The 22,671-nt window shown below is 60.2% G+C and carries 19 protein-coding genes; 2 read left to right on the top strand and 17 right to left on the bottom strand.

The features are described 5' to 3' along the window. Positions 1-3 precede the first annotated feature (3 nt). The 13 genes from icmH to tssA form a co-directional block, all read right to left on the bottom strand. Positions 4-897, bottom strand: a complete 894-nt coding sequence (gene icmH, locus ACYAR8_RS14675; RefSeq protein WP_463580276.1) for a type IVB secretion system protein IcmH/DotU — start codon at positions 895-897, stop codon at positions 4-6. Between the two features lie 5 nt (positions 898-902). Next, positions 903-2,234 carry a type VI secretion system baseplate subunit TssK gene (tssK, locus tag ACYAR8_RS14670; RefSeq protein ID WP_463580275.1) on the bottom strand — a complete coding sequence of 444 codons (1,332 nt, stop codon included), beginning with the start codon at positions 2,232-2,234 and terminating at the stop codon, positions 903-905. After that, complete coding sequence (tssJ, locus tag ACYAR8_RS14665) at positions 2,231-2,737, bottom strand: type VI secretion system lipoprotein TssJ (protein WP_074887768.1); 507 nt, start codon at positions 2,735-2,737, stop codon at positions 2,231-2,233. Before tssJ ends, tssK begins: the two co-directional genes overlap by 4 nt. Before the next feature lie 5 nt (positions 2,738-2,742). Beyond that, positions 2,743-3,942, bottom strand: a complete 1,200-nt coding sequence (tagH, locus tag ACYAR8_RS14660) for a type VI secretion system-associated FHA domain protein TagH (RefSeq protein ID WP_463580274.1) — start codon at positions 3,940-3,942, stop codon at positions 2,743-2,745. Positions 3,943-3,959: 17 nt separating this feature from the next. Beyond that, the gene (locus ACYAR8_RS14655; protein WP_074887762.1) at positions 3,960-4,100 is read right to left on the bottom strand and encodes a type VI secretion protein; all 141 of its coding nucleotides are present in this window, start codon (positions 4,098-4,100) and stop codon (positions 3,960-3,962) included. 78 nt (positions 4,101-4,178) lie between these two features. Further along, positions 4,179-5,696 carry a sigma-54 interaction domain-containing protein gene (locus ACYAR8_RS14650; protein ID WP_463580273.1) on the bottom strand — a complete coding sequence of 506 codons (1,518 nt, stop codon included), beginning with the start codon at positions 5,694-5,696 and terminating at the stop codon, positions 4,179-4,181. Between the two features lie 10 nt (positions 5,697-5,706). After that, complete coding sequence (gene tssH / locus ACYAR8_RS14645) at positions 5,707-8,286, bottom strand: type VI secretion system ATPase TssH (RefSeq protein WP_463580272.1); 2,580 nt, start codon at positions 8,284-8,286, stop codon at positions 5,707-5,709. Further along, positions 8,283-9,305, bottom strand: a complete 1,023-nt coding sequence (gene tssG, locus ACYAR8_RS14640) for a type VI secretion system baseplate subunit TssG (protein ID WP_463580271.1) — start codon at positions 9,303-9,305, stop codon at positions 8,283-8,285. The genes tssH and tssG overlap by 4 nt, the downstream gene beginning before the upstream one ends. Beyond that, positions 9,269-11,056: a type VI secretion system baseplate subunit TssF gene (gene tssF, locus ACYAR8_RS14635; RefSeq protein WP_463580270.1), complete on the bottom strand. Its 1,788-nt coding sequence runs from the start codon at positions 11,054-11,056 to the stop codon at positions 9,269-9,271. Before tssF ends, tssG begins: the two co-directional genes overlap by 37 nt. Positions 11,057-11,166: 110 nt before the next feature. Further along, positions 11,167-11,586: a type VI secretion system baseplate subunit TssE gene (tssE, locus tag ACYAR8_RS14630; RefSeq protein ID WP_108122419.1), complete on the bottom strand. Its 420-nt coding sequence runs from the start codon at positions 11,584-11,586 to the stop codon at positions 11,167-11,169. A gap of 13 nt (positions 11,587-11,599) precedes the next feature. Then, on the bottom strand, positions 11,600-13,075 hold the full coding sequence (gene tssC / locus ACYAR8_RS14625) for a type VI secretion system contractile sheath large subunit (RefSeq protein ID WP_074887745.1): 1,476 nt from the start codon (positions 13,073-13,075) through the stop codon (positions 11,600-11,602). Positions 13,076-13,100: 25 nt separating this feature from the next. Next, positions 13,101-13,604 (bottom strand): type VI secretion system contractile sheath small subunit, encoded by a 504-nt coding sequence (gene tssB / locus ACYAR8_RS14620; protein WP_463580269.1) that lies wholly within the window; start codon positions 13,602-13,604, stop codon positions 13,101-13,103. Positions 13,605-13,635: 31 nt separating this feature from the next. Then, positions 13,636-15,192 carry a type VI secretion system protein TssA gene (tssA, locus tag ACYAR8_RS14615; protein ID WP_463580268.1) on the bottom strand — a complete coding sequence of 519 codons (1,557 nt, stop codon included), beginning with the start codon at positions 15,190-15,192 and terminating at the stop codon, positions 13,636-13,638. Between the two features lie 670 nt (positions 15,193-15,862). Between tssA and ACYAR8_RS14610 the strand changes: the two genes are divergently transcribed. Then, positions 15,863-16,381: an Hcp family type VI secretion system effector gene (locus tag ACYAR8_RS14610; protein ID WP_074887735.1), complete on the top strand. Its 519-nt coding sequence runs from the start codon at positions 15,863-15,865 to the stop codon at positions 16,379-16,381. A 375-nt stretch (positions 16,382-16,756) separates the two neighbouring features. Here ACYAR8_RS14610 and ACYAR8_RS14605 read toward each other — a convergent pair whose 3' ends face one another. The 4 genes from ACYAR8_RS14605 to gnd all read right to left on the bottom strand — a co-directional run bounded on the left by ACYAR8_RS14605 (position 16,757) and on the right by gnd (position 21,975). After that, on the bottom strand, positions 16,757-18,562 hold the full coding sequence (locus ACYAR8_RS14605; RefSeq protein WP_463580267.1) for a glycoside hydrolase family 15 protein: 1,806 nt from the start codon (positions 18,560-18,562) through the stop codon (positions 16,757-16,759). A gap of 97 nt (positions 18,563-18,659) precedes the next feature. Further along, positions 18,660-19,478, bottom strand: a complete 819-nt coding sequence (locus tag ACYAR8_RS14600) for an HAD family hydrolase (protein WP_463580266.1) — start codon at positions 19,476-19,478, stop codon at positions 18,660-18,662. Then, complete coding sequence (zwf, locus tag ACYAR8_RS14595) at positions 19,475-20,998, bottom strand: glucose-6-phosphate dehydrogenase (protein WP_074885678.1); 1,524 nt, start codon at positions 20,996-20,998, stop codon at positions 19,475-19,477. Before zwf ends, ACYAR8_RS14600 begins: the two co-directional genes overlap by 4 nt. Continuing rightward, positions 20,998-21,975 carry a phosphogluconate dehydrogenase (NAD(+)-dependent, decarboxylating) gene (gnd, locus tag ACYAR8_RS14590; RefSeq protein ID WP_108121830.1) on the bottom strand — a complete coding sequence of 326 codons (978 nt, stop codon included), beginning with the start codon at positions 21,973-21,975 and terminating at the stop codon, positions 20,998-21,000. Before gnd ends, zwf begins: the two co-directional genes overlap by 1 nt. Before the next feature lie 321 nt (positions 21,976-22,296). Between gnd and ACYAR8_RS14585 the strand changes: the two genes are divergently transcribed. After that, positions 22,297-22,470: a DUF6026 family protein gene (locus tag ACYAR8_RS14585; protein WP_108121958.1), complete on the top strand. Its 174-nt coding sequence runs from the start codon at positions 22,297-22,299 to the stop codon at positions 22,468-22,470. Positions 22,471-22,671 lie beyond the last annotated feature (201 nt).

The following is a 22,671-nucleotide window of genomic DNA, read 5'->3' as shown; positions in this document are numbered from 1 at the left end:
TGTTTACGGCTGCGATTGCGCTTGCGGCTGCCATTGCGAGTGAACGGCAGGCTGATCAAACGGCTGATAAGGTTGCAGGACGGCGTTCCGGTGTTCGCCCAGCACCCAGGCGAAGCCCGAATACATCACAATCAGGCAGACCAGGGTGAAGCCCACCACCATCCAGGTGGGGACGATGCGCACCAGGCTGCGGCGCCGGTTGTTCAGGCCTTCCCAGTGGGGTGACAGCTCGCGAGGCGCATCACCACGCAGCTGACGAATTTGTCGGTAGACCGCGTCGCGAATGCTCTCGAGTTCCTGCACGCCGCGTGTCTGCACCCGGTAGCGGCCCTCGAAACCCAGCGACAGGCACAGGTACATCAGCTCCAGCATCGACAGATGCTTCACCGGGTTTTTCGAGAGTCGATCCAGCAGCTGGAAAAACTTTTCGCCGCCGAACGTTTCCTGGTGAAACCTGCTCAGCAGGCTCATCTGCGACCATTCGCTTTCATTGCCCCAGCCGCTTGTGACCACGGCCTCATCCAGCGCCGTGCAGAGCACATAGCGGGCGCCCGCGACCTGACTGCTCTCGGCGCCGTTGTGTAGTGCCCGCGCCTCAAAGGATTTCATCACGCGGGTCAGATGCTCATGGAGCGCGTTCATGTCTTGGGGGAGGTCACCGCTCTTGAGCCGTACAACCTCGGACAACAGCTCCGATGCAGCGGCCACAAGCGGGTTCATGCCGACATTGAAGGTCTGCGCCGGGCGCAGGTGCGCGGCGTAGATCATGCGTTCTTCCAGTTGCTCGAAGCGCGGCGGCGGCGTGGAGTCCGTGATCGGCGTCGATGCGGGGCCATGACCCTGGCGGCTGACCAGCACGGTTTTGTGGTCCTGGCGGTAATCGTTATCCTTGATCATGGCGGTCAGTTCCTGATGGCCCAGAACTTGAGCTCAAGCTCGGCGAACTCGCCGGACACGTGGAACGCGAAACCACCGGAGTGCTCCAGCTGCGCCAGGTCTTCGGAGCTGAGTTCGAGGACGAAGTAGGTTTTGTTCGAATGAAACGCAATTTGTCGCGGCGCCACCGGCAACGGGGTCAGCTTGATGCCGGGCAGGTGCAGGTTCACCAGCTGGCGAATACGCTCCACCGGTGCAACCTTGAAATGCGCGGGCAGACGATGGCGCAGTTCCTCGGAGTCGCAATTGGCACTCGCCGCCAATACAAACGAGGCCGAACCCAGCAGCGTGCGGTCGTGCAGCGGCGAGACGGTGATGCCGTATTGACGCGGCTGGAGCACCAGCTCGATAGCGTGCTGCTCCAGCACCATCGACAGCATCTGCCGAAGCGCTTCCATCAGCGTACGAAAGCTTTCCCCTTGATCATTGTGCCGATAGCGGCTGTCCAGACGCGGCCGCTTGCTGTCGCTGGAGAAGGTCGCCAGATCGCCCAGCAGGGTCAGCAACACGCGGTAGAGTGCCTCCGGATGCACGTGTTCCAGACCCAGGTAGTGACGCAGCAGCAGTTCGGCACGATTGATCAGCTGAAGCATCATGAAATCGCCCACTTCCGCGCCAGCGACCGTGCCGCTGGAGCGGATGCGCTCGGCAATGCTGTCGCCCCGGTGACTGAGCATGCTGATGACTTCCTTCAGGCACGACAGCAGATAGCTGGAGGTATGGGACTGGAGGTAGGTCGGCACGAAATCCGGGGCGAGGCTGATCACTCCGTCAGGTGAGGTGTCGAGCACATCGCAGATTTTCATCTTGACGTACGCGTGGTCGCTCTGCTGTTCGCCCAGCAGCAATCTGAAGTCGGGACGACCGCAGCTGACCTGACACGCCGCGTCATCACCTGCATTCGAGTCGGCAACTTGGGCTTCATAGGCGGTGTAACGCGCCAGCACATCGGACTGCTCCGGTCGTCGGGCTTCCACGTGATTGCCGGTGACCAACGGCAGGGCCAGATAAACAGGCGTGCTGGTCGTATTGGGTGGTATGTCGAGGGCCAGCGACGCCGTGGTGCCACCCAGCTCGAACACGCTGCCGTCAGGGAGGATGCCCGACGCCTGGCTGATCACCAGTTTGCCAATATTGAGAAACTGCAGGTCGATCTCCAGCGTGAGGAATCCCCAACAATAGCCGCCCATTAACCGAGTGCGGATTTTCAGCTGGTGGTCGTAATAGCGGTCGTTGTGCTGGAAGTGCTGCGGACGCAGCAGCATGCCCTCCTGCCAGATGACTTTGTGAGTATTCATGGGCGGTCAACCGCCTCGGCCAGCACTTCATGGGAAGGCCGAATGCCGCTCTCGTCAAGGATCAGATCGATCTCGGTAACGGCTTGAGGCGCGAGATTGAGCGTGGAGCGCCACGAGGCTCGGGACAGGTCGCGGTACGCCGCCACAACGCCGACATAGCGACTGCCCTTCTGCACGCTGAGCTTGAGGTCGACCGTCTCGCCAGGGCGCAGCTCAAGCTCTTCGGTGGCGACCATATCCGGTGCCAGAGACTCTTTGGCCCGCTCATACAGGCTGAAAAAATCAGCGTTCTCGAAGGCCACCGCGTGTTTGAGCTCGTACAGCCGGACCACGATCGGTGACGGCCGGCCGTTGAGATCGGGGTTCAGCTGATCACTGGCCGTGAGCCTGAGGTTGAGTTTGGTCAGGTGGGAAAACGGCGACAGCGTCGAGCAACCTGCAAGCATGAGCACGGCAATCAATGCAGTCAGCGTGTGTGGAAAGACTATTGAACGGCGAAACATGCGCTTCATCCCTGATGATATGTATGGAAGGTGGAAATCAGACGAATTTGCTCTTCGTAGGCCTGGGCGAAGTCTCGCGCCAGCAACCGCTCGCTCCAGTCGTTGTCCTGGCGCAACGCCTGGTGATAGCGGCCATAGGCTCTCCAGCGACTGCCGGAAGTTACGAGCAGTGGCGGGTTGTCGCGCTCGAATCGCAGGGTGAGTTGCTCTGGTGAAAAATGCTCGAGCGTGGCGCGGATTGCTGCGCGACTGGCCGCCAGCAAGGCCACCTGATGCGCCTGCACGTCATGAAAGGCTCGGTTTACCGCCAGATCAGCGGATAGTTGCCCGGGTTTGCCCGGTCGCAACAACGCCGACAGTGCCTCGCCAGCATCGACCGCCGACTTCAGCGGATTGCGCTGAGCCCCCTGCACGGTTGTCTGGGACAGGCGCAACTCGTTTTTCAGCTCGCTGCGCGAATGCAGGTTTCGCTGAAGACCGCCGACGCACTGCCTGAGCAACCGAGCGGCATTGAGCGCCAGCGCCTCACGGGCATCCTGATCAGGCTCGTCCAGTTCGATGCCCAGCGCCTCGGCAAACTGGTGCCAGAAATCATCGGGCTGGCGCTCCACTTCACTAGGCGCAGGCTCGGGTGCTGGCTGTGCCGAGGGATCGTCGACCAGCTCGGGTACGCGCAGGCTTTCCATATCCACCCGGGCATAGTCCGTGCGCGGTTGGCCGGTCTTGAGGGCGGCTGCTGGCGAAATCAGTTCGTCGATGTCTGAATGGACGCGTTCCTGCTGGTCGAGGGCATTCAGCGGGTCGAGGTCCAGAAACGAGTCGTCCGGGATGATGCTGCCGGCCGCATAAGTACGACCCACGTCAGCGTCAAAGGAGGCCGGGTCACGTGTGAGCCGGGCACGCAGCTCGAAATCGCCCAGCACATACAGACTGCCATGCTCGATGGGAACGGCCTGCCCCTTGGGCAGGCGCGCCCTGCTCTCCCCGCTCAGCACGCCATTGCTGCTGGTGTCAGTGAGATAAAAGTCGCCATCTCGGTAGCTGATCGTGATGTGGTGGTGGGACACATGCCGATTGCGGTCGGGAATAACCCAGTCGCAGTCCGCGCCCCGTCCGATCACGCCGCCCGCCTGCCTGAAGGTCTTTTGGCACTGCTCCGCAGGCACAAACTGCCGGGCGCTCAGCATTTCGAAAACCAGTTCCACGGTGATGCTCCTTGGGGTCAGTTACCGCGGTTGGCCGCTTGGGGATCACCCAGCGGGCGATAGGTTTTGTCGTTGAACGTGTAATTGCCGCTGCAACCCGACAGGCCACAGAGAAGAGCGAGGGTCAGCAGAATGGCTTGCCGGTGACGAGCAAACATCAGAGTGTCTCCAGAGGTGAGCAAAAGGCGCCGACGGTTGGCGCGATGGAAAGCGAGTGGGGAAACAGTGATTCGTGCCTAGGCATTGACTTCCCCCAGATTGATATTGAGGCGGCCAAGGCGGTACAGCAGCGTGCGCCTGGGCAGGCCAAGCTCACGCGCGGACAGGCTCTGATTGCCTTCATTTTTACGCAGGCAATCGAGCAGCAAGCCGCGTTCGACCTGTTCAAGGCGTTCGCGCAGGTTCAGGCGGACATCATCGGGGGCAGCCTCGGCGCGAAGGGTGAAATGCTCGGCAAGCAATTGGCCCCCTTCGCACAGCAGAACCGCACGTTCGACCAGCCCCTTGAGCTCGCGAACGTTGCCGGGGAAGGCATAGCCACACAGATGGTCGAGCGCCGCGTCCGACCAGCAAAGTGCATCCCGTTGCAGAAATGCGCAGGCCTTGTCGGCGAAATGCCGGGCGAGATCGACGATGTCATCGCCGCGCTGGCGCAGGGCGGGCAGCTCGATGGGGAATTGCGAAAGGCGGTAGTAGAGGTCCTCGCGAAACGTGCCTTCGCTGACCATGACCGACAAATCCCTGTGGGTCGCGGCAAGGATGCGCACGTCTATCTTGTGGGTGTCGTTGGAGCCCAACGGGCGTATCTCGCCCTCCTGCAGCACGCGCAGCAGCTTGGCCTGCAGCGACAGCGGCAGGTCGCCGACTTCATCAAGCAACAGGGTGCCGCCGTTTGCAGCGTCGAAGAGCCCGGGGCGATTACGCGAAGCGCCTGTGAACGCCCCCTTGCTATAGCCGAACAACTCGCTTTCCAGCAGGCTTTCAGGCAGTGCCGCGCAGTTCTGCACGATGAACGCCTGGGAGCGACGCGGACCATAGTCGTGGATGGCACGTGCAACCACTTCCTTGCCGGTGCCCGTCTCTCCGCGCAGTAAAACGGTATACGGACTGTGCAGGACTTTACTGATCATCGAACAGGTCTGGCGCATGGGCGCGCTTTTGCCGATCAATCCGTAGGCGCTGACGCTTGGCACGCTGACGCGCATGGGTTGTGAGTCATCGACACGTCGTCTCAACCGCTGAAGCAGGTGTAATTGACGGAGCACGAACGTGCCCAGCCGGCCAAGGGAACCGGCAAAAGCCTGCAGCTCGATAGACCGGCTGCTCGCGCAGACGAGCAGGCCCTCCACCCTCTCTTGATCGTTGAGGATGGGCACGCACAGCAGCGACTGCCAAGGCACCGCCCCGGTCGGCAGGAAGCTGGTTTCGTGCAGGCTGCCGGGCAAATCGGTGAGGCACACGACGCGGTTTTGACACAGCGCAAACTGCAGCAGTTGCTCACCCTTGTAATCGGCGGGTAGGCTTCGTGCCTCACGGGGTTGCAAGCGCCCCTCAAGGCACTCGGCGGTCATCCCCAGACGCGTATGGTCTGCGTCCAGAAGATAAAGCTGTGTCAGCTCGCACCCGCTCAACTCGGCAAGTCCAAGCACGAGACCGCCCAGCAGCGCAGCATCGTCGGCGGCGCACGCGAGCCGGGCGAATTGCTCCAGCAACGCTTCTGCGTAGGCCAGCGGCTGCGGCACTTGAATGAACATCGCGCCCACCTCAGGCAAACTCGCAGGTCACGGTAGCTTCGTGATCCAGGGTTGCGTGCACGGACGTGAGACGTTGACCTGCCGCCATCGCGTCGAGCACCCGGTCAGCCACCCGGGGAAGAACATGCAGCTCCAGCAAGTGGTCGATCAGACGTGCGCCGCTGTCACCCTGGCTGCAGCGCTCAGCCAGATGGTCGACCAGCGCCTCGGAAAAGGTAAACGCCAGTTGGCGGCGGTTCAGACGCTCGCCCAGACGTCCCAGTTTGATCTCGATCAGCTCACGCAGAACCGACCCGCTCACCGGGTAGTACGGGACGACGCGCATGCGTGCGAGCAGTGCCGGTTTGAAATGACTCGCGAGGACCGGACGAATATTTTCCTCCAGCACCTGCGCAGCGGGACGTGCGCCCTCTGCGCAGAGATCATTGATGAGGTCGCTTCCAAGGTTCGAGGTCATCAGGATCAGCGTGTTGCGGAAGTTTATCTCCCGCCCTTCCCCGTCATTGGCCACGCCCTTGTCAAAGATCTGATAGAACAGATTCAGCACGTCCGGATCAGCTTTTTCGACTTCATCGAGCAGGACGACGGAATACGGTTTCTGCCGCACCGCTTCGGTGAGCATGCCGCCTTCGCCGTAACCCACGTAGCCCGGCGGTGCGCCAATCAGACGCGAGACGGTGTGCTTCTCCTGAAACTCGGACATGTTGATGGTGGTGATGAACCGCTCGCCGCCGTACAGCAAGTCGGCAAGCGCCAGCGCTGTTTCAGTCTTGCCGACACCGCTCGGCCCGACCAGCAGGAACACGCCCACGGGTGCATCAGGTTTGTTCAGACCGGCTGCAGTAGCACGCATCGAACGATCAAGGGCGTGCACCGCTTGCTCCTGACCGCGGATGCGAGCGCGCAGGTCAGTCGCGAAGGTGGCGACCTTCGCGTTGTGCTCTCGCGCCAACTGCGCCAGGGGCACGCCGGTCCAGGCACTGATCACTTCGGCGACAAGCCGCGGGCAGACCTCAAAGCTCACCAGCCGCTCCTGGGCCTGGGCCTGAGTCAAAGCGTGGTGAGTCTCATCACGGGCGGCTTGCAGCTCTTCGACAGTTTGCGCTTCATCGACATCACGGGCCTGCGCCAGTTGCTGCCGCAAGCCCAGCAGGCGCTCGGCCAGTTCTTTCTGTTCCAGCCAGAGAGATTCGAGAGCGAGGCTTTCTTCATCCGCAACCCGCAGACGGTCTTCCAATGCATCCAGTGCCGGATGATCGATGGACAAACCGGCGTCGGCGTCACGAAGCAGTGCGTGGCGCTCGCGACTGCCTTCTGCCAGTTCGTTGCGCAGACGCTCAAGACGTTGGGGCGCGGCGGCGAGGCTGATGCGAACGCGTGCGCACGCCGTGTCGAGCACATCGACGGCCTTGTCCGGCAATTGGCGACCGGCGAGATAGCGGGCAGACAACTCAGCGGCGGCCACCACCGCATCGTCCCGCAAATAGATGCCGTGACTCCGTTCGTAGACCTGAGCAAGGCCACGCAAAATGGTCACTGCCTCATCGACGGTCGGTTCGTGCAGCCGCACCGGCTGAAAGCGACGGGCCAGTGCCGGATCTTTCTCGACGTATTTTTTGTACTCGGTCCAGGTGGTCGCCGCGATGGTGCGCAGTTCGCCACGCGCCAGGGCCGGCTTGAGCAGGTTGGCTGCATCGGACCCGCCCGCGTCCCCACCGGCCCCGATCAGGGTGTGGGCCTCATCGATGAACACTATGATCGGCCTGGGTGACGCCTTGACCTCGTCGATCACGCCCTTGAGCCGACGTTCGAACTCCCCTTTGACACTGGCGCCGGCCTGCAACAGCCCCACATCCAGCGCCAGCAGCTCAACACCCTTTATTGCCTGCGGCACTTCCCCGGCGACGATACGCAACGCCAGCCCTTCAACAATCGCCGTCTTGCCGACACCGGCATCGCCCACGACGATCGGATTGTTTTTCCGCCGGCGAGCGAGAATATCCACCATTTGCCGAATGGCGTCGTCACGGCACAGCACCGGGTCGAGTTTGCCGTCCCGGGCCTGCTGGGTGAGGTTGTGGGTGAAGCGCGTCAGCAATGACTCGACGGCCGCACCGTGTTTGCCCGCGCCGGAATGCGCCTTCTGCGACAAGGCGAATGCTTTCAATCGCTCGATATTCAGTCGGGCGAGCAATGCCTGATAACGACTGCCTGCGTAACGCGAGGGGTTGAGCAATAGCGCAAGGATCAGCGCTCCCTGCTCAACCTGGGTCTGGCCCAGTTCAAGGTTGGCCACCAGCAACGCATCCTGCAGCCACTGCACCAGTTCCGGCGCAAATACCGGGTTTCGGGAGGCGCTGTTTTCCATCCGCATCTGCAGCGAGGCGCCGAGTTCACCCGCCTCCACACCGGCATCCTGCAGTGCACGGGACAGCAGGCCCTGTGGGCGTTCCAGCAAGCACAGCAACAGGTCCTCGACAAGGACCTTGCTGCCGCCGCGTCCCACGCAGCGTTCGGCGGCGTGCTCCAGGTCGCGACGGCTTTCGGCGTCGAGGGCCTGAATAAGTTGTTGCAGGTTGACGTTACTCATCGTTCGGCTGTCCTTAATGATTGGCTGCCCAGGGTCACCATGCCGTCCGCGCGTTCGCGGCCCAGCCAACTGGTCCATCCCAGGCGACACGCGTTCTGTCCGGCCAGGCGCAGTTCGCGAATTTCTTCCTGACGCAACGCCAGGCGGACGTCGTAGTCCAGCGGGTCACGCAACGTGAATCGCACCAATGCGCACAGCGGTTGGTAACCGGTGCCGATTGGCAGGAACTCGTGGAAACGCTGCCAGCCAAGCTCTCGAACATGGATGCGGAACTTGCCACTGCGGTCGCGAACGTGTTCGCCCAGCACCAGGTCCTCACCTAGCTGGCTGTTGGCTCGGCCAAGGCTGTTGCGCTGCTCTTCGAGAATTTCCACGCGACGCTCCATGCATTGTTCGATCGTGAGTTCTGCGTGTTTGAAGTAGTACCGCAGCACCGACTCGATCAGCGCTGCCGAATGCGCGCGCAGGCTGAGCAAACCCAGGTACGGCAGCAGTCGCTTCCAGTTCAGCTCACGCGCCTGTCGAATCTCTTCGCTGCCCAGTCCGATGAGCGCGAACAACTGCGACGAAAACGGATCGATCGCGCCGCTTTCAAAACAGGCGCGGTACCGGTATTTCTTCCAGATCGGCAACATCAGCCGATGCAGGCGATGGTGAAACAGATCGAGGAACTGACGGGTCGGATTCCCCTCCTCGTTGTCCCCCAGTGCCTGCTCGCTATAAAACGCAGGCAAGGGTGATCCGGACCCGACAAGGCCCGGCAGGTTGAAGCGCAGGCGTGCACGAATCAGCCCGGACTCTTCAAAAAACTCCACGCGGTCCACATCACTTCCCGGAAAGCCCAGGCTCGGGTTGGCCTGGAATTCCAGCAAGTCATACAAGTCGTCATCGTTCAGACGCGGGTGCTCAGTGCGCAGCCGGTCGATGACCAGCAAGACGGCCTGAAACAGCGAGTATTCGCGTATGCCTTGGGTCAGCCCGCTCAAAGCAGGGGCTGCAGGCCCATGCGGGGTGTCCATTGGTACACCTCTCCCTGTGTGCTTCTTACCCGCAGCTCGTGATACGAATTGAGGCTGGCGTAGAGCGCAAAAAACTCATTGAGAACAGAAGCGAACACGAACACGTCGCCCTCACCGATATAGCCCTGTGGGTCGATGGTCAGCTCGGTGCGCAGGCCGCGGACCGGCAAGCCTTTGTGCAGGCGGTCGACATGCTGATGGCTGATCGACGTGAGCCCACCCAGCAGGCGCTTGCTGACCTTTTCCGCGTGCGGGTCGTAATAGCGCGGCAGGTCGTATGTTTCGAGGACCACCTTCAAGGCGTTGACGTCCGCCAGGGACAGGTAGTTGAGCGACATGTTGCTGATCAGCTTCCACAGGAAGTCGCGGTTCAGCGGCGGCGCATAACTGGGCGTGGCCGGGGTGATATTGCGGAAGGTCAGAAATTCCGGTGTCTGTTCGCAGGCGATGCAAATGTCACCCAGCTTGAGCGTGCGCGGCAGGTTCTGATTGGTGCACATCATTTCGATCGACAGTGTTTCAGAGGCTTCGGTGTGACGGATGCCGAAGCTCAGGTAGGTGTCGAGGCCATCGTGCAGCGATGATGAACGCTGGCGAATGCTGTAATGCGGACGGCGATTCGGCACATCGAAACTGGGGTCATGCTCGAAGGACTCGAATGGCACGTACGCCTCGTACCCCAAGCCACCGGGTTTCCAGCCGATCACGGATTCGACTGAAAACACACCGCAATTTTCCGGGCTGTAGAGCGCCGGCGCCAACAGGTACTCGTCCTGTTTGCCCTCAAGGCGTATCGGCGAGGCATCATGCTTGAACAGGTTCACGACCGGCGTGCAATGGAGCTTCACGTTGTCCAGCGTCGGGCGCAGACGCTGCACGCCGCTCTTGCGAATGTCGAAACGCAATTCAAACCCGCGCGCCTGTTTCAGCGTGTCTTCCGGCAACGCAGCGAGCAGGTCCAGGCCCTTCACGTCCACGAACAGAAACTTGTCCTGGAAGGCGAAGTATTCCTGCAGATAGCGATAGCCGCGAAAGGTATTCAGCGGATACGGGATCAGCGCTTCGTCTTCGGCAAACCCCACGGGCTGGATACGATCGACAGGGACGTTGAATGCCATGGGTATGCCGTTGAAGCCCTTTACAGGCTTGCCGTCGCCGTCCAACGGGACCAGCTCAATCTTCTCCAGATTGCGCAGAAGGCTCAGGTAGAGCATCTGACTGATGTAGCGCTCGCCAGCAAAATGCAGGCGCAAACGGCTTAATTCCAACTCACCGAGATGGCCTTCGCCGCTCACCTCCAGGCGCAGGCTCAGCAGCGAGCCTTCGCCCTTGACCGAGTACCCCAGTGCCACCAGATCAAGCGCCTGAACGTCGGTTGGGTAGCAGGTGCGGAAGCGGCACTGCACGCCATCGATCGGCACGCTGTCCACCGGTGTATCGCGCTCCACCCTCAACGCAGGCCCTGCCAGTTTCAACGGGTCGAACTGGAGAATGCTGAAGGCCGGCAGCGGCTGCATGTAGTTGGGCCACAGCAGCCGCATCAGCGAATGGCTGAGCTCAGGCAGCTCGTCATCGAGCTTCTGCCGCAGGCGTCCGGTCAGGAACGCGAAGCCTTCCAGCAACCGCTCTACGTCAGGGTCCCGGCCGGCCTGCCCCAGAAAAGGCGCCAACGCCGGACTGCGCTCGGCGAATAGACGACCTAGCTGGCGCAGCGCGGTGAGCTCGCTTTGGTAGTAGTGGTTAAAGGACATGGTATTACCTTCGGGCGCAGCTGTTTTGGTTCAAGGGTGGGCGTTGCGGCGAGACTTCCTGCTAGCGCCTTGTGTGATCCGGTGCAGCCATGTGCAGCGGGTTACTGACATCAGGTTTTCCTGTGATTGACCTGTACCTGACCGCCGCCCTCCAGACGTGCGGCGAAAGTGACCTGGCGCTTGAAACCCTCAACCTCCAGCAACCCTTCTATACGGAAGGCGAGACGAAGCTGATCGTTGTCGTGGGGCAGCGCGATGACCTGGACGCTACTCAGGCGAGGCTCGTAGGTTTCGATGAAGACTTCGATAGCGAGCCGCGCCTTGGTCAAAGCGTCATGAAGGCTCAAACGCATGTCATTGAGATCGGGCAGCCCGTAGTCGGTAAGCGTCTGAACGCTGCCCGCCCGGGTGCTGAGCATCTTGGCCAGATGGGCAGCCACTGACGCCGTCGCAGAATCTTCGCGGCTCCAGCCGACGCGCTTGTCTGCGTCGCCGCCCAGGCGTTCGAAAAGGCTGCCGTACCCAGTCATGCATCGAATCCCTTCACTCTTTGTCCAGCTTGCCCACCAGCGACAGGGTGAAATCGGCGCCCATGTATTTGAAATGCGGGCGCACGTTCAGGCTGACGCGATACCAGCCGGGCTCACCTTCCACGTCACTGACGATGATCTGCGCGGCACGCAGGGGACGACGACCACGCACTTCAGCACTCGGATTTTCCTGGTCGGCAACGTACTGGCGGATCCACTTGTTCAGTTCCAGTTCGAGGTCAGTGCGTTCTTTCCACGAACCGAGCTGCTCGCGTTGCAGGACTTTCAGATAGTGAGCAAGACGGTTGACGATCATCATGTACGGCAGCTGGGTGCCGAGTTTGTAGTTCAGCTCCGCCGCCTTGCCTTCCACACTGGTACCGAAAAACTTCGGCTTTTGTACCGAACTGGCGGAGAAGAAGGCCGCGTTATCCGAGCCCTTGCGCATGGTCAGTGAAATGAAGCCCTCCTCCGCCAGTTCGTATTCACGACGATCGCTTACCAGTACTTCGGTAGGGATCTTGGTTTCGATTTCACCCATGCTTTCGAAGTGGTGCAGCGGTAAATCCTCGACGGCGCCACCGCTCTGCGGGCCAATGATGTTCGGGCACCAGCGGAACTTGGCGAAGCTGTCGGTCAGCTTCGTACCGAAGGCGTACGCCGTGTTGCCCCACAGGTAGTGCTCATGGCTGTTGGCAACGGTTTCCTTGTAGACGAACGACTTGACCGGGTTCTCTTGCGGGTCGTACGGGTTGCGCAGCAGGAAGCGCGGCACCGTCAGGCCGACGTAGCGGGCGTCTTCCGACTGACGGAAGCTCTGCCATTTGGCGAACTGCGGCCCCTCGAAGTGATCTTTCAGATCTTTCAGGTCCGGCAGGCCGGTGAAGCTTTCCAGGCCAAAGAACCTGGGGCCGGCGGCGGCGATGAACGGCGCGTGGGACATGCAGGCGACGCTGGAAACGTACTGCATCAGCTTGACGTCCGGTGAGCTTGGGGACATGAAGTAGTTGGCGATGATCGCCCCCACGGGCTGCCCACCAAACTGGCCGTACTCCGCGGTGTAGATGTGTTTGTAGAGCCCCGCCTGCATGACTTCGGGTGAGTCCTCGAAATCTTCCAGCAAGTCCTCTTTGGACACGTTGAGGATTTCAATCTTGATGTTCTCGCGGAAGTCGGTCCGCTCGACCAGCAATTGCAGTCCACGCCAGGACGACTCAAGCGACTGGAAGTCCGGGTGATGCAGAATCTCGTCCATCTGGCGGCCGAGCTTGGCATCGATCTCGGCAATCATGCGGTCAACCATCGCCTTCTTGACCGGCTCACCCGCGTTTTGCGGTTTGAGCAGCTCTTCGATAAACGCCGATACGCCGCGCCTGGCGATGCCATATGCGTCTTCATCTCGAGGCAGACGGGTTTCGGCGATGATGCTGTCGAGAATGCTGAACTCGCCGGATGCTTTGCTCTGCTGCTGCGCTGGTGTAGTAGTCATGATGTTGGTTCCTTGGCGGATGGACTCAGGTGTCCTGGGCGGCGGTGTTCAAACCCAGCTCGCCGAGGACGCGATCACGGGACTCGCCGTCGGCAAGGACGCCTTCGATGGCTTTGCGAAAGGCGGGCGCGTTACCCAGCGGTCCTTTTAGCGCCACCAGAGCGTCGCGCAGCTCCATGAGCTTTTTCAGTTCGGGTACCTGGTCAACCAGCGAAGCCGGATTGAAGTCTTTCATCGACTTGACGTGCAGCTGCACCGCCAGGTCTTCGTTGCTTTCACCTTCTTGCAGACGATTGGGCACGCTCAGCGTCAGGCTCAACGCCTGCTTGGCCAGTACCTCGTCAAACGTCATCTTGTCGATGCTGATCGGCTTGCGCTCTTCGACTTTTCGCTCGTCTTTACGCAGGGTGTAATCACCGATTGCGAGAAGCTTCAGCGGCAGCTCGATCTCTTCCTGAGCACCACCGGTGGCGGGTTTGAACGTGACATTGATACGTTCTTTAGGGGCTACCGATCCTTCTTTGGCCATGGCCGTTCTCCTGGTAATTGGGGCCTGAGGCCTATTCAAGTACGACTTCAAGGTCGAGATGGCACAGCCTGCGATACACCTCTTCCTTGCGCTCCCGGACCCCATGGCCCTGGGGCATTAATTCAAAACAGCTGTGCAAGAGATGCAGCACATCGAGCGCAAGATCAGGCTCCCAGGCATCGATACCTGAGTCCCGCAGGGTTTGATCCAGGGTGTCGAGTTGGGTCTTGGCGAGTTCGTACTTCCTGGCGGTGAAGCACAATCGAGCGAGGGCGAACTGCCAGAAAAATCGTGAGCGTCCGCCTTTGGCGCTGTGCAGGCCTTGCTTGAGGAGCTGCACTGCCGCTCTGAGGCCGTCCTTGCGCAACACCGACGCTGCGCATTCCAGGGCGGACTCCCAGGCGGGTTGCGCATCAGCAACTTCTACTTTGCGGGACGCACTGGCCGCTTGCAGGCGAGGCATGACACTGGCGGTAATCCAGGCGCGGGTTGCCGGGTCCGCAAAAGGCACTCCGTCGTGAAAACGCAGTTCGATGACACCCGGCAGTCGCTGAATCAACTGCGCAAAATGGAGCTCTACCTCGCGCATTGCTGACTCCGCGTTCAACCCTTGCAGGCACTCCCAGACCATTCGCTGGCCATCGAACCAGAACGGCGCCTTTGCCAGGCTCGCCTCCAGTTCAAGAAGCAGATCGGCATGGCTGCCTTGATCGTATTTGTCCTGATAGCCTTTGAGCTTGTCTGCCGGGAGCCCACGAAGGGCGGTGATCTGTTCTGCATTACGTTCCGGGACCGCCTCGATCGGCAGCCACAGCAACGTGCGATTGAGGCGCAAGGCGCGCAGATCGCTGGCTTTCTGCCTGAGCCACCAATCACATAGCGACCGCGCGCTGTCCTGCTGATGACGCAGCGCCTTGTGCGCCTCTTTCTCATCGTTGATCACAGCGGTTGGGGCGAATGACTGAGTAGCAGCCTGCATGACCTGCACCACAGCCACGCCAGTTGTACCGGCGTCCGGCGGACTGTCGGGCGTGCCCCGGGCCAGATGTTTCAGACGTCGAGAAATCGGCAGCAGCAAAGGCGCTTCAACACCCAAGTGCTGTGTAAACGCCGTATCGAGGCCTTCGAGGACTTCAACCAGACGACTGAACAACGGCAGTCGCCCTTTGATGGGAACATTATCGTTGAGCACCTGTTCAAGACGGGGGACCAGCCAACCAATAGCGGCGGAGCGCGTGCGGGCCTTCAGGGGATAAATTTCGGCCCAATGCTGCACGCAAAGATGGTGAAGAACCTCAAGCCCTGCCAACAGCCCCTGGAAAGACTCCCGCTGGCACAGCGCCCATGTCAGCCAGACTGCGACGCGCAGATCTTTGGATTGAGTACGGAGCAGATTTTCGCTTTGTTGTTGCACCTTCAGCCAGTCGATCTGACCGTTTTCGTGAATGGATTGAGCCTTACCCAGTTCACTTTCCAAGGCCTCGTATTCATTTGAAAAACGCACGTCTTCACCCGCGAAGCTCTCTACCGAAACAGGGGCTCGAGCGGCGTCAAGGTAATACACAGAAAGTTGACTTGAATAAGACATGCTAAATCTTCGATATAAATTCACGTCAAATACAGCTGATTAATCTGCTGAATGAACGGAATTATTTAGTGACTACCTGAACGGTTGATATGTAACAAAACGTCTACCCTTCCGAGGCCGCAGATAATACTCAGCGCCCCTAGCGCTATCAAGCCATCTAAAAACGAGATAATTCCATTTGCATTGTAGGAAATTTCCACAACTTATAACTGCGAGATGACTCTCCCTCAATGCGCTATAGAACAAGTGCATCTTTGGCGAGTTCGTGATGAATGGACGACGCGCCGCGGCTTCCCGATAACGAAGAACAAGGAGTCGATCAAGCAGTCCGTGGACGGTTTGAGGTGTCCAGCAAGCAGCAGTGGCGCTGAGCCGCCATGCGCAAAAAATTGCGCACTCTTTTAGAAAAACACAGCTCCCTAGACCTTCCAGCCCAGGCGCAGCGGGCCTTACAGCCGAGTGCGCAAGAAGTTGCGCAACACTGCGCAACTTCTTGCGCACATTCTCACGAGCAAGCCCGACAACCTAACGTACCAATGACAACGCATCAATATAACCAATTGATTTACATGAATAATTCAAAGCCTGGCACAGAGATTGATATATCTCCTGCACCCAGAACGCTAACTGGCTTTCGGGGAATTTTATTTATGAGGCAAGGAGCATCTTCATGGCTACACCAGCATATATGTCCATCACAGGCACCAAGCAGGGCCTAATCACCGCAGGTGCCTTTACCGCAGATTCAGTTGGCAACACATACCAGGAAGGTCACGAAGATCAAGTCATGGTGCAAGGCTTTCAACATGAAATGATCATCCCGCGCGATCCGCAGTCGGGCCAGCCAACCGGCCAGCGTGTGCACAAGCCAGTCAAGATTACCAAGGTGTTTGATAAGTCCTCGCCACTGTTACTGGCAGCTTTGACATCGGGCGAGCGCCTGACCGAGATCACTATCCAGTGGTATCGCACGTCCGCAGCGGGTACACAGGAGCACTACTACACCACCAAACTGGAAGACGCGATTATCGTCGACATTAAAGACTACATGCATAACTGCCAGGATCCGTCGAACGCCCACTTCACTCATCTGGAGGACGTAGAGTTCACCTACCGCAAAATTACCTGGACCCATGAAGTTTGTGGCACTTCGGGCTCTGATGACTGGCGTTCGCCGGTTGCTGGTTAACGTCGGCTGACAGCCTCAAGACCTCGGCCGGGGATGCCGGCCGAGGTCTTTAAACAATCAACGGCAACTGAATTCTCTGACGTTCGGTCTCAGCGCCAGAAATTCCATCACATAGGGCAAAGGGATGCTGATGGATGCAGCGGACAATTATGCTGAAGGCGCACTCCAGAGCCCCCAAAAGTGAAAAATATTTCTGATCGTGCCCACGCTCGGCGTGGGTATGCATCCCGGGGCGCTCCGCGTCCATCCCAGCCTTATAGCGATGCAATCAGGCACACGCATTCCTGGCAGGACCGGCCTTAGCCGGAAAGAGGCCAGCGTGCGCACTCTCAATCTCGCCCCATCACGTAGAACTATCCCCCTGTCACCGCCCCACTAGGTGGGTGTAGCCGCGCGGCTTTTCACGGGGCAGATGACACGGTGCAGATTCAGCGCTGTGTTGATGATGCCAATGTGGCTGAAAGCCTGGGGGAAATTGCCGAGCATGCGGTTTTGCTGGGGGTCGTATTGCTCGGCGAGGAGGCCGACGTCGTTGCACAAACCGCACAAGCGTTCGAAAAGGACTTGGGCTTCGTCGTCGCGGCCTTGCAGCACGTAGACATCGGCGAGCCAGAACGAACACACCAGAAACGTCCCTTCGCTGCCCGAGACGCCGTCGGTGCTGCGTTCGCTGTCGTAGCGCAGCAGCAGGCCGTCTTTCATCAGCGACTGTTCAATCCGCGTGACGGTGCCGGTGACGCGCGGGTCGTCGACGGGGAGGAAGCCGGTGAGCGCAATCTGCAGCAGGCTGGCGTCCAGCTCAGTGCCGCCATAGGTCTGCACGAAGCTCCCCAGCGCTGCGTTGTAGCCGTTGGCGCAGACGTCGGCGTGAATCTGGTCGGCAACCTCCCGATAGTGCCGTCCCCTTTCGCGGTCTTCCGGGTCATCGCTCTTGGCCAATACCCCCGCGTTTCGGTCAAACGACACCCACGCCATGACTTTGGAATGGGTGAAGTGCCGTGGCGCCGAGCGAATTTCCCAGATGCCCGCGTCCGGCTGATGCCAGACCTTTTCAAGAAACGGCATGATCACTTTCTGGATTTCAGTTCCGCGCGGCAGCGCCGGCAAGCCGTTCTTGAGCGCCTGGGTCATGGCGTCGGCGACTTCACCGTAAACGTCCAGTTGCACCTGACTGGCCGCACCATTGCCCACCCGCACAGGACGCGACTGCTCGTAACCGGCCAGCCATGGCAATTCATACTCCAGCAAACGCCGCTCGCCTGCCAGGCCATACATGATCTGGACCTGGTCAGGGTTGCCGGCAATGGAGCGCAGCAGCCAGTTGCGCCATGCGGTGGCTTCTTCGAAGTAGCCCAGGTTCATGAACGCCAGCAGGGTCATGGTCGCATCGCGCAGCCAGCAGAAGCGGTAATCCCAGTTGCGCTCGCCGCCCAACTGCTCTGGCAGCGAGGTGGTCACCGCCGCGACGATGCCGCCGGTGGGCGCATAGGTCATGGCCTTGAGGGTGATCAGCGAACGCTTGACCTGATCCGTCCACTGCCCGACATCCGGACAGCGCCCGGAGAAATCTCGCCAGAACGTTTCGGTCTGCTGCAGGGCCAGCTCCACATCGAAGCCCCAACGCACCGGCTCGTGAGAGGCCTGCCAGGACAGCGCGAAGCCCAAACGCTGGCCTGCTTCAACGCTGAACAGGCTTTCGGTGTGATGGTCCATCGGGTGCAGCTCAGCAGGTGTGCGCAGCACCAGCATGTCCGGGCCGGCAACCGCGGTCATAGTGTGGGGATCGCGCTTCTCGACCCACGGCACAGTGCTGCCGTAGTCAAAGCGGATCGCCAGGTCCATCGAAAAATCCACGCGTCCTTCCACGCCGACGACGATACGCACCACGCTGTTGTCGATCTCCATGGGCATGAAATCGATAAGCAGCGCCTGGCCGGTGTCGGTGGTGAAGAGGGTTTCGAGAATCAGCGTGCCGTCACGATAGCGGCGCCGCGACTGAGCGGTGCCGTCCACCGGTGCCAGCTTCCAGCGCCCGTTGTTGCTGTCGCCGAGTAGCGCGGCGAAACAGGCTGGCGCATCAAAACGCGGGAAACACAGCCAGTCCAGCGACCCGTCGCGGGCCACCAGCGCTGCGGTCCGGCAGTTGCCGAGCAGCGCGTAATCTTCGATCAATACAGCCATCGGGCGTTTATCCCTCTTGGTGAGCACTTTATTCTTGTTGTACGCCGGGCCCTTGAGTGGCTGCCCCCATGAGTAGCAGCGCAATCGCCGTCTCGAATCAACGAGGCAGGATGTAGCGCTCGATGGCCTTGGCCAGCCCGTCATCGCCATTACTGTCGGTGACGTAGTTGGCCTGTGTCTTGACGCCCACTTCGGCCTGCCCCATCGCAATCGACAGCCCGGCACGAAGGAACATCGCCACATCGTTGCCGGCATCGCCGATCGCGGCGGTATGGGCCAACGGCACGCCCAACGCAGCGGCCAGCGTTTCAAGGGCAGTGCCCTTGTTGGCGTCCAGCGCGGTGACGTCGAGGTAATAGGACTGGGAGCGCGCTGCCAGCGCCGACCCGGCGATCAGCGGGTTGAGCGCCAACTCGAGGCGCTTGAGCAGCTCGAAATCCTTGCTCGCCGCGACAATCTTGTCGATGCGGTCCAGGTAATCGTCGAAGCTGGGGACGTGCACGAAGTCGTAGCCCAGGGTATTGCGCTCGTGGTCGACGTAATCGCCTTCGGGATTGAGCAGCAGCCACTGGTCATCGGCGAACACCCAGACCGCCACCGCCTCGCTCGCGAACAGCTCAAGGCTGGTGCGCGCCGCTGCGGCATCAATCCGGTGGGCCTGCAGCAGACTGCCATCGGGATTAATGATGTTGGCGCCGTTGAACGCCACGGTCGGCAGCGTGATGCCCAAGGCATCGATCTGCTGACGCATGGCGCGCGGCGGACGGCTGCTGGCGACCGAGAAATGAATCCCGGCCTCCTGCAATTTACGCACGGCATCGATGTTGGCCTGACTCAGGCTGTGATCGGGGTGCAGCAGCGTGCCATCGATGTCGGACAACATGAACTGGATGAGGGGTTGCGTGGCATCACTCATCCCAGACGCTGCCATGTTCGGCCATCACGGGCCAGCAACTCATCGGCCGCCGACGGCCCGTCTTCGCCCGCGTGGTACAGCTCGACTTGCGGATCCTTGGCCCAGGCATCAATGAACGGCTGCACGGCACGCCAGCCGTTTTCGATGTTGTCGGCACGCTGGAACAGCGTCTGATCCCCCGTCAGGCAGTCGTAGATCAGGGTTTCGTACCCGGTCGACGGCTGCATCTCGAAGAAGTCCTTGTAAGCAAAACCCAGCTCGATGGTCTGCATGTCAAGGGTCGGGCCGGGCTTCTTAGCCTGCAGATCAAACCACATGCCTTCGTCAGGCTGGATCTGGATCTTCAGAAAGTTTGGCGCGGGACGGCCGACATCGGTGTCACGAAAGTGCGCGTAAGGCGCGGGTTTGAAGCATATGGATATTTCGGTGTCGCGCACGCTCATGCGCTTGCCGGTGCGCAGGTAGAACGGCACGCCCATCCATCGCCAGTTGTCGATCATCACCTTGAGCGCAACGTAGGTTTCGGTGTTGCTCTCGGGATCGACGCGGTCTTCCTCGCGATAACCGGTGACAGCCTTGCCATTGATGCTGCTCTCGGAATATTGACCGCGCACCGAGTTGGCAAGCGCTTCCATCTCAGACCAGGGCCGAATCGCGCCGACCACCTTGGCCTTCTCGCCACGCACGGCATCGGCGCCGAATGCAGCGGGCGGCTCCATCGCCACCATCGCCAGCAGCTGGAACAGGTGATTGGGCACCATGTCCCGCAGCGCGCCGGTGGTTTCGTAAAAACTGCCACGGGTTTCAACGCCCACGGTTTCGGCCGCGGTGATCTGCACGTGATCAATGTAATGGTTGTTCCAGAACGACTCGAACAGACCGTTGGAGAAACGGCTGACCAGAATGTTCTGCACCGTCTCTTTGCCCAGGTAATGGTCGATCCGGTAGATCTGCTTCTCGCTCATGACCTTCAGCAAGCAGTTGTTCAGTGCCACAGCGCTGGGCAGATCGTGGCCGAACGGCTTCTCGATCACCACGCGACGGAAGCTGTCATCGTCTTCGACCATCAACCCGGAAGAGCCCAGACGCTGCGTCACCTCGCTGAAGAAACGCGGCGCGGTCGCCAGGTAGAACACGGCATTGCGGGTGCCCGTGCTCTTGATCTTCGCGTCGATGTCCGCGTACGTGGAGTCGTCGAGAAAATCACCGGTGATGTAGGTGATGCGCTTCGACAGGCTGCCCCACAACGCCGGGTCCAGAGGCTCTTCGCCGCCCTGGGCGACCTTGCTGGCCGCCTCCTGACGAATGAAATCCTCGAGCTTTTTGGCGAAATCGGCATCGCTGACGGTGTTGTGGTCGACGCCGACGATGTGCAGGTCTTCACTCACCAATCCGTCGCGAAACAGGTTGTAGAGGGCCGGCATCAACAGCCGTTTGACCAGGTCACCATGGGCACCGAAGAGAAACAGCGTGGTCGCCGGAGCGACCGGCGCATTCTGCTTGCTGCGGGATAAACCCATTATTTTGGTTCCTTATGACCACCAAATCCGAAACGCATGGCGGACAGCATCTTGTCGCCGTACGTGCTTTGTTGACGGGAGCGGAAGCGCGCGAACAGCGAAGTGGACAGCACAGGAACCGGTACCGCCTGCTCCATGGCGGCTTCGATGGTCCAGCGGCCTTCACCGCTGTCGGCCACGGAGCCGGAATAGGCGTTGAGCTGTGGGTCGGTGGCCAGCGCGTCGGCGGTCAGGTCCAGCAGCCAGGAAGACACGACACTGCCGCGACGCCAGACTTCGGCGATGTCGCCCAGGTTCAGGTCGAAGCGCTGTTCAACCGGGAGGTTGTCCGAATTCTTGGTCTTGAGGATGTCGAAGCCTTCGGCGAAGGCCTGCATCATGCCGTACTCGATGCCGTTGTGAATCATCTTCACGAAGTGGCCTGCGCCCGGCGGGCCGGCGTGGATGTAGCCGTGCTCGGCGCGCGGATCGGCGTCCTTTGAACGGTCCCTGGTGCGCGGGATGTCACCGATGCCCGGGGCCAGGGTCTTGAAGATCGGGTCAAGTCGCGTGACGACGTCGGTTTCGCCACCGATCATCATGCAATAGCCGCGTTCCAGCCCCCAGACGCCTCCCGAGGTGCCGACATCGACGTAGTGCAGGTTTTTGTCTTTCAACGCCAAGGAGCGGCGTACGTCGTCCTTATAGAAGGTGTTGCCGCCGTCAATGATCACATCGTCGGCATCGAGCAAAGTGGCCAGCTCGTTGATGGTGTCTTCGGTTGGAGCGCCAGCAGGCAACATCACCCAGACGGCTCGCGGTTTTTCCAGGGCAGCGACCAGCGAGGCGAGGTCTTTAGCCGGGGTCGAGCCTTCTGCGGCGAGCACGGTGCGAGACTTCTCATCGCGATCATAGACCACAGTCGTGTGGCCATTGAGCATCAGTCGACGTGCGATGTTGCCGCCCATGCGGCCTAGTCCAACAATCCCGAGTTGCATGTAGAGGTGCTCCTTAATCAAATTCAGAGGTGCCTCAGTTTATAGCCCAGTGCCGCATAGTGGGTTAATCCGGGGAGGCAAACTATGGTTTCCCGGTGAAAAAAGTTTCATGTGCATCTGCACAGATGTCTGCAAGACTGCCTTATGACGCTGGTTTTCGCGATCAAGAAACGTTCGCGACAATCAAAAATAAAAAAGTTCCTTTTTTACGCAAAAGAAATCAGAATTCCGGCCGATAGAGGTAGTGAGCAGGACATGCCGATCAGCAAACGTCCTTGCTTGAACCTTATGAAGTTGAACCCGCCATTTGCGAGGTGTGCAATGGGCACAGTACTGACAGCCAACGCTCCACAAACCCTTTACGTCACAATCCGTCGTGACGAGCTGCGCCAGCTCAGGGAAGAACGCGCCGTATTGCAGAACAAAGTCGCCCAGCTGACTTCGATGCTGCAACACGCCCAGCTCATCGGCAGCGGCACTGCCCTTCACGCCTGACACACACGTCCCTGCGCCACTAAGACCAAGGCAAGCCCGATCTGCAGGCTTGCCGGCGCATGCCCTGATCTTGAGCACTCACCCCGCATCGCCCCATGCATGGCACGGATTTCGACCCTGCGTCGGACCCGGTGCCGGCTGTTACGTTCCCCGCCCTGCTCTAGCGTGCGCGTCTGTAGCTGCTTGCTGCGGTTTCGCAAC

It is taken from the genome of Pseudomonas sp. HP_01 (assembly GCF_055284355.1).
The sequence above is the reverse complement of the archived record's forward strand: the minus strand, read 5'-3'. Positions and strand labels throughout refer to the sequence as shown.